This is a genomic window from Pedobacter psychrodurus (assembly GCF_004331735.1).
Classification (GTDB): domain Bacteria; phylum Bacteroidota; class Bacteroidia; order Sphingobacteriales; family Sphingobacteriaceae; genus Pedobacter; species Pedobacter psychrodurus.
Genome location: NZ_SJSO01000019.1, coordinates 36,962 through 50,541 on the forward strand (window position 1 = coordinate 36,962; position 13,580 = coordinate 50,541).

15 protein-coding genes are annotated in these 13,580 nt (G+C 38.5%); 3 read left to right on the top strand and 12 right to left on the bottom strand.

The features are described from left to right. The first annotated feature begins 2 nt into the window (after window positions 1-2). Window positions 3-1,475 carry a 1-hydroxycarotenoid 3,4-desaturase CrtD gene (gene crtD, locus EZ456_RS19125; RefSeq protein WP_131532915.1) on the top strand — a complete coding sequence of 491 codons (1,473 nt, stop codon included), beginning with the start codon at window positions 3-5 and terminating at the stop codon, window positions 1,473-1,475. An 82-nt stretch (window positions 1,476-1,557) separates the two neighbouring features. Here crtD and EZ456_RS19130 read toward each other — a convergent pair whose 3' ends face one another. The 5 genes from EZ456_RS19130 to EZ456_RS19150 are packed head-to-tail and all read right to left on the bottom strand — an operon-like array spanning window position 1,558 to window position 5,324. After that, window positions 1,558-2,061: a shikimate kinase gene (locus EZ456_RS19130; RefSeq protein WP_131532917.1), complete on the bottom strand. Its 504-nt coding sequence runs from the start codon at window positions 2,059-2,061 to the stop codon at window positions 1,558-1,560. Window positions 2,062-2,083: 22 nt separating this feature from the next. After that, complete coding sequence (locus EZ456_RS19135) at window positions 2,084-2,530, bottom strand: DinB family protein (protein WP_131532919.1); 447 nt, start codon at window positions 2,528-2,530, stop codon at window positions 2,084-2,086. Window positions 2,531-2,533: 3 nt separating this feature from the next. After that, entirely contained in the window at window positions 2,534-3,589 is a 1,056-nt protein-coding gene (locus tag EZ456_RS19140) for an ABC transporter permease (RefSeq protein WP_131532920.1), read from the bottom strand. A gap of 1 nt (window position 3,590) precedes the next feature. After that, on the bottom strand, window positions 3,591-4,742 hold the full coding sequence (locus EZ456_RS19145) for a BT_3928 family protein (RefSeq protein ID WP_131532922.1): 1,152 nt from the start codon (window positions 4,740-4,742) through the stop codon (window positions 3,591-3,593). Window positions 4,743-4,778: 36 nt separating this feature from the next. Continuing rightward, complete coding sequence (locus EZ456_RS19150) at window positions 4,779-5,324, bottom strand: DUF1599 domain-containing protein (RefSeq protein WP_131532923.1); 546 nt, start codon at window positions 5,322-5,324, stop codon at window positions 4,779-4,781. 99 nt (window positions 5,325-5,423) lie between these two features. Here EZ456_RS19150 and folP point away from each other — a divergent pair, with 99 nt between their 5' ends. Both folP and cdaA read left to right on the top strand, forming a co-directional pair. After that, on the top strand, window positions 5,424-6,275 hold the full coding sequence (gene folP, locus EZ456_RS19155; RefSeq protein WP_131532924.1) for a dihydropteroate synthase: 852 nt from the start codon (window positions 5,424-5,426) through the stop codon (window positions 6,273-6,275). 103 nt (window positions 6,276-6,378) lie between these two features. Beyond that, the gene (gene cdaA / locus EZ456_RS19160) at window positions 6,379-7,170 is read left to right on the top strand and encodes a diadenylate cyclase CdaA (RefSeq protein ID WP_131532925.1); all 792 of its coding nucleotides are present in this window, start codon (window positions 6,379-6,381) and stop codon (window positions 7,168-7,170) included. 356 nt (window positions 7,171-7,526) lie between these two features. On the opposite strand, the gene EZ456_RS19165 is transcribed toward cdaA, so the two are convergent. The 7 genes from EZ456_RS19165 to recJ all read right to left on the bottom strand — a co-directional run bounded on the left by EZ456_RS19165 (window position 7,527) and on the right by recJ (window position 13,544). Further along, window positions 7,527-7,937 carry a BrxA/BrxB family bacilliredoxin gene (locus EZ456_RS19165; RefSeq protein ID WP_029275606.1) on the bottom strand — a complete coding sequence of 137 codons (411 nt, stop codon included), beginning with the start codon at window positions 7,935-7,937 and terminating at the stop codon, window positions 7,527-7,529. A 100-nt stretch (window positions 7,938-8,037) separates the two neighbouring features. Then, a complete protein-coding gene (locus EZ456_RS25395) occupies window positions 8,038-8,517 on the bottom strand; it encodes a CCC motif membrane protein (protein WP_205945135.1) in 480 nt (159 codons plus the stop codon). A gap of 8 nt (window positions 8,518-8,525) precedes the next feature. Beyond that, window positions 8,526-8,846 (bottom strand): DUF2752 domain-containing protein, encoded by a 321-nt coding sequence (locus tag EZ456_RS19175; protein WP_131532926.1) that lies wholly within the window; start codon window positions 8,844-8,846, stop codon window positions 8,526-8,528. Beyond that, window positions 8,827-9,261, bottom strand: a complete 435-nt coding sequence (locus EZ456_RS19180; protein ID WP_131532928.1) for a YkvA family protein — start codon at window positions 9,259-9,261, stop codon at window positions 8,827-8,829. Before EZ456_RS19180 ends, EZ456_RS19175 begins: the two co-directional genes overlap by 20 nt. Window positions 9,262-9,337: 76 nt before the next feature. Then, window positions 9,338-10,855: a GH3 auxin-responsive promoter family protein gene (locus tag EZ456_RS19185; protein ID WP_131532929.1), complete on the bottom strand. Its 1,518-nt coding sequence runs from the start codon at window positions 10,853-10,855 to the stop codon at window positions 9,338-9,340. A gap of 158 nt (window positions 10,856-11,013) precedes the next feature. Beyond that, window positions 11,014-11,754, bottom strand: a complete 741-nt coding sequence (lptB, locus tag EZ456_RS19190) for an LPS export ABC transporter ATP-binding protein (RefSeq protein ID WP_131532931.1) — start codon at window positions 11,752-11,754, stop codon at window positions 11,014-11,016. 89 nt (window positions 11,755-11,843) lie between these two features. Continuing rightward, window positions 11,844-13,544 (bottom strand): single-stranded-DNA-specific exonuclease RecJ, encoded by a 1,701-nt coding sequence (gene recJ, locus EZ456_RS19195; protein ID WP_131532933.1) that lies wholly within the window; start codon window positions 13,542-13,544, stop codon window positions 11,844-11,846. Between the last annotated feature and the right edge of the window lie 36 nt (window positions 13,545-13,580).

Consider the following 13,580-nt stretch of genomic DNA (forward strand, 5'->3'; position numbering starts at 1 on the left):
TGATGCCTAAACCAAAAGCAATAGTTATCGGTGCAGGAATTGCAGGAATTGCGTCTGCAATTCGTTTTACCATGAAGGGTTATGAAGTTGATGTTTTCGAAGCCAGTTCAAAACCCGGGGGGAAACTGGCAGAAATAAAAATGAACGGTTTCAGGTTTGATGCCGGACCGAGCCTTTTTACCATGCCCCAATATGTGGATGAACTTTTTAAACTGGCAGGCAAAAACCCTAAAGATTATTTCGAATACATTAAGCTGAAAGAGATTTGCCGTTATTTCTACGAAGATGGTTTAAGATTAAATGCCAGTACAGATCTGGATAAATTTGCAAAAGAAATTGAAGATAAAACCCAATCAACGGCAAAAGAGATTGATCGGTACCTAAACAAAAGCAAAACCATTTACGAAGTTACACACCGTGTATTTTTAGAAAGAAGTTTGCACAAACTTAAAAGCTACCTGCATTGGGATACCTTAAAATCTATATTCCGTTTTGGTCAGATTGATGCTTTTAGAACACAGGCAAAAGCAAATAGATCTTTCTTTAAGGACGATAGAGTAGCGCAACTTTTTAACCGTTACGCTACCTATAACGGCTCTAATCCTTATCAGGCACCGGCCACATTGAATGTAATTCCACATTTCGAGTACCACTACGGAGCCTACCTTCCAAAAAACGGGATGTACAGTATTGTTACAGCTTTAGTAAAACTAGCAGAAGAGTTAGGCGTAAGGTTTCATTACAACCAAAAGGCTGAAGAAATCTTATATTCGAGTGAACGCAAACCCAAAGTACAAGGCATAAAAGTTAACGATAAAACCTACAAGGCAGATGTTGTTATTTCTAACCTTGATATCTGGTTTACCTATAAAAATTTGCTCAGTGGAATACTGCAACCAAAAAAACTCCTTAATCAGGAACGCAGCAGTTCGGCTTTGATATTTTATTGGGGCATGGATGGGAATTACAGCGATATGGGTTTACACAACATCTTTTTCACTGAGGATTATCAAAAGGAATTTAGTGCGATGTGGAAAGATAAAACCATTAGCAACGACCCTACTGTTTACATTAATATCAGTGCTAAACACATTAGAGGGGATGCACCCACAGATAGCGAAAACTGGTTTGTAATGATAAACGTTCCTGCCAATAACGGTCAAAACTGGGACCTGTTGATTAAAGAGGCCCGAGCAAATATTATCAAAAAGATCAGCCGTTTGTTAAACAGAAATATTGAAAAAGATATTATTTGCGAACAGATTCTCGATCCCAGAAGCATTGAAGTTAAAACCGGTTCCTATCAAGGCTCTCTGTACGGTAACAGTTCTAATAATCAGTTTTCTGCCTTCTTAAGACATTCTAATTTCAGTTCGAAAGTTAAAAGTTTATATTTCTGTGGAGGCAGCGTACATCCGGGTGGGGGAATCCCTCTTGCATTGTTATCGGCTAAGATAATTGATGATGAGATTTAGGGTTTAGGGTTTAGGGTTTAGGGTTTAGGGTTTAGGGGAAATCTTATCTAAAGCAAATTGTTTTTGTTGGCAAAAGAAAAATCTAATGATTATTCTTAACGGCCTCCTCTAGTTTTTCACCGTCCAGATCAAATGCATCTACAATCAATTTGGCTTTAGTATAAAAAGGATCACGCTCCTGAAGTTTTATTTTGATAAATTCTAAAAGCTGTTCATCATCTAAATCTTTAATCAATGGACGTTTTTGGCGGTTATGTAATCGTGATACCAAAGCAGCTGGCTCCATTTGCAAATAAACAGTTTCACCATTTGCATTCATCCATTCCATATTATCAAAGAAACATGGTAATCCACCACCAGTAGCCACCACACAGGTTTCTGGATAATCGAAGGTTTTAAGCATTTCGCTCTCATAATCTCTGAAACCACTTTCTCCATGTTCTGCAAAGTATTCGGCAATGCTTTTACCTGTTTTTGAAACAATTTCGGCATCCAAATCTATCACAGGGCAATCTAAACGATGTGCCAACTGTTTAGCTTTTGTACTTTTGCCGCAGCCCATATACCCGATAAGGAAAATCTTCATGTGTGTTTCTATTTTAACCGACCTACAATAAATGGTCGCGTTTTAACATAATATAATCGGTTACAGGCGGCGTAAAGCCTTCCTTTTTTAATAAAGTTACAACCTGTCCGCGATGATAGGTAGAATGGTTAAATAAATGAAATAAAATTTCATCCAATCGGTTTTCGTACTGAACGCCTTGTGTAGTTGTATACAGAATGCGTTTATCCAAAGCAGTATTTTTTAATGCTTCCCTGATCGATTTAAAATTATCTGCAGCGATGCTTTCAAATTTTTCTTTAGCATGAAGATCCCAAACACCGTAAAGTGGTTTCTTGCCAGAAATCCGTTGTGCCCATATATGCTGTGCATTGAGCACATGACTAAACAATCGCTCTGCATCGGGCATCTCGATTGTTGCAATCTTAAATATTTCGATGATGCGTTGATCGGCAAGCTCGGTATAATTTATAATTTCTTCTTCGCGCATGGTTTAACTTAATTTAACCCTAGGATCAACATAGGCATATAAAATATCAACCAGGATATTTATAACTACAAATACGAAAGCGATAAAAAGAATAGACCCCATTACAACAGGAAAATCAGACATTTCCAATGCGGTTACCGTTGTTCTTCCCAATCCGTTGTAGCCAAAAATGTACTCTACAAAAAAAGAACCGGCCAGCAACGAGGCAAACCATCCTGAAATGGCTGTAATTACCGGATTCATCGCATTTTTTAAAGCATGTTTGTAAATTATCGCATTTCTGCTTAAACCTTTAGCCCTGGCAGTCCTGATGTAATCCTGCGCCAAAACATCTAGCATCGCACTTCTGGTTAACTGAACAATAATCGCCAAAGGCCTTAAACCAAGGGTAATCATCGGCAGCCATAAGTTTCGCAAGGTTAACACTTCACCATTAAAAGGATCGTAAGAATATAAACTCCCACTCATTTTCAGTCCAGTGTAATTGCTCAGCACAAATCCGAACAGCCAGGCAATAATAATCCCGGCAAAAAAAGAAGGAGCCGATATGCCTAAAATAGCAAAGGCATTGGCCGATTTATCAATCCATGAGTCTTTATAAACGGCAGATATAACACCCAAAAACACACCAATTATGGTGGCGAAAATCATCGCCGTTAATGCAAGAATGAAAGTATTCGGTACGGTTTCAGAGAGTATAGCAGTAACATCGCGTTTAGTCTGGTAAGAACTGCGCAGGTAAGGCCATTTTATCACCAGTGCCTTTTTATCAAAAGCCATCAGTTTTGCGTAGTGGTATTTCTGTTGAGTGATACTGTCGTTATCTAAAATACTAACGGGCGATAAATCGTTGATGTATAAAATAAACTGAACAGGTTTGGATCGATCTAAACCAAATTCTTTACGAACGGCCTCAAGTGATTGTACATCTGCCCTTTGACCCATCGTCATCCGTGCAGGGTCGCCTGGTAAAATATTAAACAGCACAAAAACAACCAGTATTACACCGCCCATTACCAGCAGCCCATACATCAGTTTTTTTAGTGCGTATCCGATCATGTTATTTATCGAAATATTTTCTACTGAGCTGATCAAAAGTAGGTACGTTATGAAAATGCCATTTATTGATCACCACCCCATTTTTCATCAATAAAACACCCGGATTAGCCCTCACCATACTTTTCAAGGGTACCGCATCAGCATAAAAAACCTCTGAAAACAAGTTGTTCTTTTTGATAAAAGCCTGTGCATCTTGTGCAGAATTAGAAGTAAGCAATACCGTGCGGATATTAAACTGCTGTGTAGCGTTTAAAGCCAAGGCGTTTAGTTTACCAATAGCAGCCTCGTTTGTAGCATGAAGATCATAAGCTACAAAGATCAAATTATAATAAGGGTTTTCGATCAGTTCTTTCGTATAATCTGTACCCGAAGCATCAGTAATATTTAGGTCCTTAATTTTTGGCTCAAAACCTTTTTTAACCAATCTTTTTATGGGTTCGCCTATAATCTCCCAATTGTTATCCTTCCAGATTTCTGTTTTAAGATAGGCCTTATCGCTCATATCTTTCTCTTCATTGGTTTTCTTGTTCTTTAAATGGTACATGATCTCAAATTCATCTGGTTTTTCTCCCGGAGGAATAACCATTAATGATGGAAGATGTGCACCAACTTTATAAGGCAAGAAATCGATAATAGGCAGCACGTTATAAGTATACAACCCAAAACCTAAAGATATAACCGTTACTGCAATAGCAATATTTCTTTGAGTGGTTTCTTTTTTAAATAAAGGCTGAATGAGGTTCTTATTTAAGAAAATAATGATGATTAACGCTAAAAGGAACAGATCTTTACTGAACGATTGCCAAGGCGTAAGTGGAATGGCATCGCCAAAACAGCCACAGCTGGTAACCACTTTAAAAGCGGCAGAGATAAATGTTAATAGGGTAAAGAAGATGATCAACAGTAATAAACCCCAGGCAACTTTTTTACTCCAGAAACCCAATAGCAATAACGCACCAAGAACAATCTCTAAGGTACACAGTAAAATAGCAATACCAGTGGCCATTCCGCTAAGGAAATTCATGTGAAAAACTTCAAAATATTCTTGAAGTTTATAGCCAAAGCCAAGCGGATCGTTAGCTTTGATCAATCCTGAAAATATGAATAAAGCACCGACAAAAATCCTGGAGAATCTTAAAAGTATATTTCGCATCTGTATGTATCTATTTTTTAAAAGCTATTATACTATTTATTTAACGCCGAGTTTGATCAGTGCGAAAACAGAATAATTCAACATATCCTGATAATTCGCTTTAACACCTTCCGAAGCCAAGGTTTGCCCTTCGTTATCTTCTATCTGTTTAACCCTGAAAATTTTCATCAAAATCAGATCGGTTAAGGAGCTGATACGCATATCGCGCCAAGCCTCGCCATAATCGTGATTTTTGGCAAACATTAAATCTTTGGTTTCTGTTACCTTTTCTTCAAACTGTTTTTCAACTTCTGCATAAGGCATTTCGTTCGGATCGCTATCAGCCAGTTCGAGTTGCATCATGGCAATAATGCAATAGTTTACAATTCCGATATATTCCGATATAACACCCTCTCCCACCATACTCACTTTTTTTTCTTCGAGGGTACGGATGCGCTGTGCTTTGATAAAAATCTGATCGGTTATCGAACTTGGTCTTAATATCCGCCATGCAGTGCCGTAATCTTTAGTTTTTTTTAAAAATAATGATCTGCAAACTGCAATCACTTCATCAAATTCGGTAGAGGTATTTGTTTGTGCCAAAGCCAATAATTATTTAGTTTTTAGTGTATTTTTGTCGTGAAAAAACAAAAGCTAAAGATACATTTTTAAAGCGAAACCCAAATCCCGAAAGGGTTTATTATGGCAGAAAAAAACTTTTTTGAGCCCAAACAAAGCTTAAACATAAAAGGCAAACTTATCGACCTAAGCAGCCCAAAAGTGATGGGGATTTTAAATGTCACACCTGATTCTTTTTACAGCAGCAGCCGCACAAAATCGATAGACGAAGCTTTAACCAAAGCAGCCCAATTCCTGAATGAAGGCGCTACATTTATTGATGTAGGCGGATACTCATCAAGACCTGGCGCCAAAGATATTGCTATGAATGAGGAAATAGACCGACTGGTTCCTGTGGTAGAAAGTTTAGCTAAAGCCTTCCCAGATGCGGTTATTTCTATTGATACCTTTAGGGCAAAAGTGGCCGAGGAAACCATTTTGGCCGGCGCCCATATCATTAACGATATTGCCGCTGGAGATATGGACGAACAGATGTTCGAAACGGTAGCCAAACTACAAGTGCCCTATATGATTATGCACATGCAGGGCAACCCTCAAAATATGCAGCAAAATCCGTTTTATGACAATGTTTTGTTAGATGTAATTGATTATCTGGCGAAAAAAGTTGCAGCACTTAAGGCGCTGCATATTCATGATGTAATTATTGACCCTGGTTTTGGGTTCGGAAAAACAATCGAACACAATTATGAACTGCTTAAGCAGATGGAGGCCTTTAAAATTTTTAAACTTCCAATTCTGGCAGGCTTTTCCCGCAAAGGAATGATCTACAAAACACTTGGCACTTCGGCAGCAGAGGCTCTGAACGGAACTTCTGTGCTTAATACTATTGCACTACAGAAAGGTGCAGGTATTTTAAGGGTGCACGATGTTAAGGAAGCGGTAGAGTGTGTGAAGTTAGTTGGGATGTTGGGCTAAGCGTTTGGCGCTAGGCGTTCTTAGTTTATCTTGCTAATTCATCTATAATTAAACAGTTAACCTAGTATTGTAAACTGAAAACCGTTTTGCTATCTTGCCATTGATGAAAGGATTAGATTTTGATTTCGTAAAATTCACCATTACCGATGTGGTAGATATTGTGCTTGTGGCACTTTTAATCTATTACGTTTACACCCTAATCCGCAATACCTTAGCCGTTAATTTACTGGTTGGGATGCTGATTATCGCTATATTCTATCGTATTGTTGATGCTTTGCACATGAAGCTGCTTACAGCTATCATCGAGAAATTTATGAGTGTGGGAATCATTGCTTTGATTGTAATCTTCCACCCGGAGATCAGGCGTTTCCTCTTACTGATTGGAAAAAATGCTTTTTTACAAAAAAATAAAGCTTGGTGGGGGTATTTATTTGGCAGAAAAGAGATTGAAAGGAATAATTTAACCCGCATAAAACCCATTATTGATGCTTGTAAAAGCATGAAGAAAACGCGTACAGGAGCATTAATGGTATTTGTTAAATTTTACGATGAGCAATTTTTCGCCAATAGCTGCGAACTTGTTGATGCTAAAATATCGAAACGTTTGCTGGAAAGTATCTTTCAGAAAAACAGTCCGCTGCATGATGGTGCTGTAGTTATTTCTGAAAACAAGATTAAAAGTGCGAGCTGTATTTTGCCTTTAACGGATAACGACCAGTTACCCTCGCAATTTGGTTTGAGGCACCGTGCAGGTATTGGTGTTTCTGAAACAACTGATGCTGTTGCGGTAATTATATCAGAAGAAACCGGAGAAATATCATATGCCAAACAAGGCAGGGTAAGAATGAATGTTTCTTTCGGGGAGTTAGAGAAATTGCTCAATAAGGATTTTTAGAGCACGGATTAAGGGATTTTAGGTGACTACACAGATTTAGGAATTGTCATCCTGAGAATGATCGTCATTCCCGCGCAGGCGGGAATCTTAAAGCTTATTGCATTACGATTCCCAATCAAGTTGGGAATGACGAACCGCCAAAACCTACCATTGCAGCTCCAATCTTTTTCGGTTAAAAACTTAGTTCTCAGGATCGCAAACCGAGAAGAGTATTCCGTGCTTTCCAGGCCTACCTTGCTAAACAATCCCTGAACAACACCCATTAAACGCAAAATGGTGAATGTTGCCACTCACCATTTCATATCACTTAAATCCCTTTCTTATCGGTGTAATCCAATAATCTGTGTAATCAACCTTTAACAGTATTGTTCAAAAGCACCGATCAGGTTATCAGCGATCATTTGTGCTGGTCTGCCTTCAATCTGGTGACGTTCGATCATGTGAACCAATTTACCATCTTTAAATAACGCCATTGCCGGAGAAGATGGAGGAAAAGGCATCATATAATTTCTTGCCTGATCTACCGCTTCTTTTTCCATTCCCGCAAAAACAGTAACCAATTTATCAGGATGTTTTTCGTGTGCTGCTGCTGCTCTAGCCGCCGGACGTGCATTTGCTGCTGCGCAACCACAAACAGAGTTTACCACTACCAACACAGTTCCTTCGCCTTTAATAGCTTGATCTACGTCTTCTGCGTTTTTTAATTCTTGAAAACCTACGTTAGTTAATTCCTTACGCATTGGCTCTACTAAATATTCTGGATACATTATCTTAGTTTTTTATTTACAATTTCAATGGTACAAAAATAAGAAAATCGAATGGCATGCACCATTCGATTTATATTTTTAAGGTAAAATTAAATTTAGCTTATCTTAGATCTCTTAAAAAATTTTCAAACATATTTGGATTTGCAACCACACCTACAATGATGAGTATAAACATAACCACCATCAGTGCACTTAAAATCGTTGCAATCATTCCACAGATCTTACCTGCTTTAGCATTTTTGTATGATGATTCAGTGTATAAACTTGGATTAAGCTGATATTTTTTCATATCACCTGCTCCTAATACCCAAGCAATTACGCCAAAAATTAATCCAAATATCCCATAAAAGCAACATGCAGGTATAGCCAAAATACCTAGTACAAGAGAAGCTGTAGAGTTTGGTAAGTTCTGCTGACCAAAACCTCCACCTCCAAATTGCCCAAATGGCGGTGGTTGCTGAAATGGTGGCGGGGTTACCGGACCATTACCTAATGGCTGAAATGGCGCAGGTTCTGGATTTTTATCTTTTGAAAGATCAATAGGTTTATTTTCTTGAGGTGTTTCCTGTTCTTCTGACATAGCTATATTTAGATCAATTGGTGAGTGTATATTTTGTAAATGTAATTGATTAAAATAATTACTGCAACTCCTGCGAAAACGATTTTTATCAGCTGTGCTCCAAACTTAAAATCTACCTTAAGATGAACAATGGTAAATACCACAACAAAAATGAGCGGAATTGTTGCAGGATAAAACTTAAACGATGCGATTAAATCGCCCCGAAATAAAGCCAGAACCGAACGCTGCAAACCACAGCCGGGACAATCGAACCCAAAATGCGCTTTAAAAGGACAATTGAAAAGATGCTCTCCTATCCAATCGAGAAAGCTATGTTGCGGTTGAGCCATCTATATCACCAATAAATTTCACTTGCCCATCTTTCCATGTTTTATATTTCTCCAGATCTTTAAGCACCTGCCTATACACCAGATTTAAAATGTATATATCGTCAACAAAGCCTAAAACTGGCACAAAATCAGGGATTACATCTACAGGCGATAGAAAATAAATCAGCCCTCCTAAAATGGCAATAATAGATCTTTTGGGAATTTCGGTATAATCGCCGTTCACATAATCTTTTGATACAGCAAACAACAATATCAGCTTGGCCCAAACACCTTCCAGATCACCTTTATTAGTTACCGCCTTGCCCAGTGCATCTTTAATCGCATTGCTGGCTTTGGTCTTATCACTTAAGATTACCGAAGCTTTGCTTTGCGATTTCTTAAAGAACCCTAATATTTTCTCCCTGTTCAATTTCATAATTAATACTTTACAAAGTAACGGCCAAAAGCATCATAATTGTATTCGGCATAATTTTGAGAAATTGATCTGTTAGTTATGCAGATTTTATCATCTCCAAAATATCATCAACGTATTTACGCTCGTTGGCCAAGCGTGGCACCTTATGTTGCCCACCCAGTTTATCTTTGGCCTTTAACCAATTATAAAAAGTATTAGCAGGTGCATTGTGTACCTTAGGGCGCGCCAAAGCCATATCCTTAAAACGTTTGGCATCGTAATCGGAATTCACCTCACGTAATGTGTTGTCCATAATATCTACAAACTTTTCAAAATCATTTGGTTGTTTATCAAATTCTATGATCCATTCGTGTCCGCCAGCTTTTTCATCTTTAAAGTAAATCGGCCCAGCGGTATAGTCTTTAATTTCTGCTCCTGTTTCCTTGCAGGCTTTGGTTAAGGCCTGTTCGGCATTATCAATAATCACCTCCTCACCAAAGGCATTGATAAAATGTTTGGTACGTCCGGTAATTTTAATGCGATAGGGAGAAAGTGAGGTGAATTGGATAGTATCGCCGATCATATAACGCCATAAACCACCATTGGTAGAGATAACGATGGCGTAATTTTTATGCAGCTCCACTTCGCCAAGTAATAATGCTTTAGGGCTTTCTTCACAGATATTCTCCATCGGCACAAACTCATAGAAAATACCATAATCGAGCATCAGCAACATCTCTTCTGAATGATCCTGATCCTGAATCCCGAAAAATCCTTCGGAAGCATTATAAGTTTCCAGATAATACATTTCATCGGATGGGATGAGCTGTTTAAACTGTTCGCGGTATGGTGCAAAATTTACTGCACCATGGATATACAGCTCAAGATTTGGCCAAACTTCCAATAAATTCTGTTTTCCGGTAAGTTCGAGCACCTTTTTGGCCAGTACGATGGTCCATGTGGGTACACCGGAAATGCTGGTTACATTTTCATTGATGGTGGCTTCTGCCATTCTATCCATCTTAATTTCATAATTGTCCATCAAAGCGATAGACATATCGGGTGTACGGTAATATTCGGCCCAGATAGGCAGGTTTTTGATCAGCACGGCAGATAAATCGCCATAAAAACAATCTTCGTTTAACTGATTAACCTGATGGCTTCCACCTAAAACCAAACCTTTCCCGGTAAACATCTGGTTATCGGGGCGGTTATTGCAGTAAATGGAAAGCATATCCTTACCACCCTTAAAATGGCACTCTTCTAACGATTCTTGAGAAACCGGGATAAACTTACTTCTATCACTCGTGGTACCTGATGATTTTGCAAACCATTTAATATCAGACGGCCAAAGAATATTCTGTTCGCCATTAAGCATGCGCTCAATGTAAGGCTTCAGCGTATCGTAGTTTTGGATCGGAACACGCTCCTGATATTGTTGCGGGGTTAAGATTGATTTATAATCATACAGTTTGCCCCATTCGGTATTTTCGGCACTATCAATCAAAGTATGGAACCACTCTTGCTGAACGTCGTATGGATATTTCATGAAAAGCTCGATCTGGTGGATCCGCTTTTTCATTAACCAGGTAAAAATTGAATTTACAAATGCCATATTAAAAAATAAACAGCTGATTTTTACCACAGATGTTGACAGATAAACACAAATACTGTTGTTTTTGTTGCAACAATAATCCGTTCTCTTTACCTGAAATAGTTTTATGTGTGTTTATCATCTTTATTACCGAAACCCGGGATAAGAATTGGTTAATATTAAACATCAAATTTCTTACGTTTCAGCACAAAGTTCGATCCCAGATAAACTTTTCTTACCATCTCGTTCTCAGCCAAAACCTCTGGAACACCTTGTTCTAAAATTTTCCCTTCAAAAAGCAGGTATGCCCTATCCGTAATGGAAAGTGTTTCCTGTACGTTGTGGTCGGTAATTAAAATGCCTATATTTTTATGCTTCAGTTTGGCAACAATACTTTGGATTTCTTCTACCGCAATCGGATCTACCCCGGCAAAAGGTTCGTCCAATAAAATAAAGTTAGGATTTGCGGCCAAAGCACGGGCAATTTCGGTACGGCGGCGTTCACCTCCCGATAATAAATCGCCACGGTTTTTACGCACTTTATGTAAACTAAACTCATTAATCAACTCCTCAAGTTTATCTTTCTGCTCCTCTTTGCTCATTTTGCTCATTTCCAAAATGGCAAGAATATTATCTTCTACAGTAAGTTTTCTAAAAACCGATGCCTCCTGAGCCAGATAGCCAATACCTTTTTGTGCCCTGCGGTACATCGGATCTTCGGTAATATCTTCTTCCTCTAAAAAGATGCGCCCCTCATTTGGTTTGATTAGCCCCACAATCATGTAAAAGGAAGTTGTTTTTCCGGCCCCATTTGGGCCTAAAAGACCAACAATTTCTCCCTGGCTTACATTAAAGGAAACATTATTTACAACAGTACGCTGTTTATATTTTTTAACGAGATTTTCGGCTCTTAATATCATATATCGATCTATCCGTCATCCTGAATTTAGTTCAGGATCTTTCTTAATTAGATGCTGAACCAAGTTCAGCATGACGATTTATTTTATAATTAATTAACTTTTATTCCTTTAATATTTAGCTGCAAGCGTTTCTTCTCTCTCCACACGTTTTCTTCTAACGTATAACAAACCGAAAATGGCACTTTTGGTTGTAAAAGATTTTGAAATTCGGCCAACCCAAATGCAATGCCTTCAAAAATAGGCGAATTTTGTTGTTTTATATTAATTTTTAAATGATTTTGCCCCACTGCCATGGCATGTTGTGCGAGGTATACATTATGTGTAACAAATATTGGCGCCATATTCTCAGGTCCGAATGGCCCCATCTGCGATAGCACCCTGTAAAACTTACCATCAATCTGTGCCAGTTCGATTTCGGCATCAATCCTGAGCATCGGTGTAAGCAGCTCTTCTGTGATACTAGCCGATACAATCTCTTCAAATTTATCAGCAAAGGCATCTACATTATGTTGTTGCATGGTTAAACCCGCAGCAAATTTATGTCCACCGTATTGATCCAATAAATCGGCACAACCGCTTAAAGCTTCGTATAAATCAAAACCAACTACCGATCTGCAAGAACCCGCTACATATCCGTTAGATTTAGTTAATACAATTGTTGGGCGATAATATTTTTCAGTTAAGCGCGAAGCTACGATTCCGATTACCCCTTTATGCCAGTTTTCGTTAAATACAACGGTAGTTTTTTTGTTGATCAGGATATCACTTTCGCCAATTAAAGCCAAAGCCTCGCGGGTAATGTCCTGATCGTAAGTTTTACGTTCAGTATTTTTAAGGTTTATGAGTTCGCTTTGCTCTAATGCATTTCCATCTACCTGGCAAAGCAACATGGCTACAGCATGTTTAGCATGGTCTATCCTTCCGGCGGCATTAATGCGCGGACCTAATGTAAAAACCACATCTGTAATGCTATAATTTTCGGTTTTGCCTGATACTTCCATCAATGCACGTAAGCCTTCGCAAGGATTGGAGTTTAATTTTTTTAATCCATAATAAGCCAGGATTCTATTCTCGCCAACAACGGGAACAATATCTGCGGCAATACTTACCATCACCAGATCTAAGTATTGGAGGTAAGTTTCTTTGGCAAGTTCATGTTTTTGTGCGTAAGCTTGCGCAAGTTTAAAACCGATACCGCAGCCTGCAAGTTCTTTAAAAGGATATGGGCAATCTGAGCGTTTAGGATCTAAAACCGCAATGGCTTGAGGTAATTCGTCTCCTGGCAAATGGTGATCACAGATAATAAAATCGACCCCCAAAGTGTTGGCATAATCAATTTTATCGATCGATTTTATGCCACAATCCAATGCAATAATCAATGAGAATCCATTTTCACTCGCATAATCAATTCCTGCGGTAGAAATTCCGTAACCTTCCAAATATCGGTCTGGAATGTAATATTCTATATTTTTGGTGAGCTGCGAAAAGAAACTAAAAGCAAGGGCAACTGAGGTTGTACCATCTACATCGTAATCGCCATAAATCAATATTTTCTCTTGGGTGGCCAATGCAGCTTCAATACGGGCAATAGCAACATCCATATCTTTCATAATAAAAGGATCGTGCAGATGCCCCAGATCTGGCCTAAAGAAATCTTTCGCCTGATCGAAATCACAAATATTCCGCTGTACCAGTATTTGCGCAAGCGAGCGATCTATATTAAGTTGTTCGGCTATTTTTGTAACCGTGGCATCATCACAATCTGATGCCAGCACCCATCTTTTTTCCATTTATTCTGTCTCCGAACAGTAAATATACATTTTAAT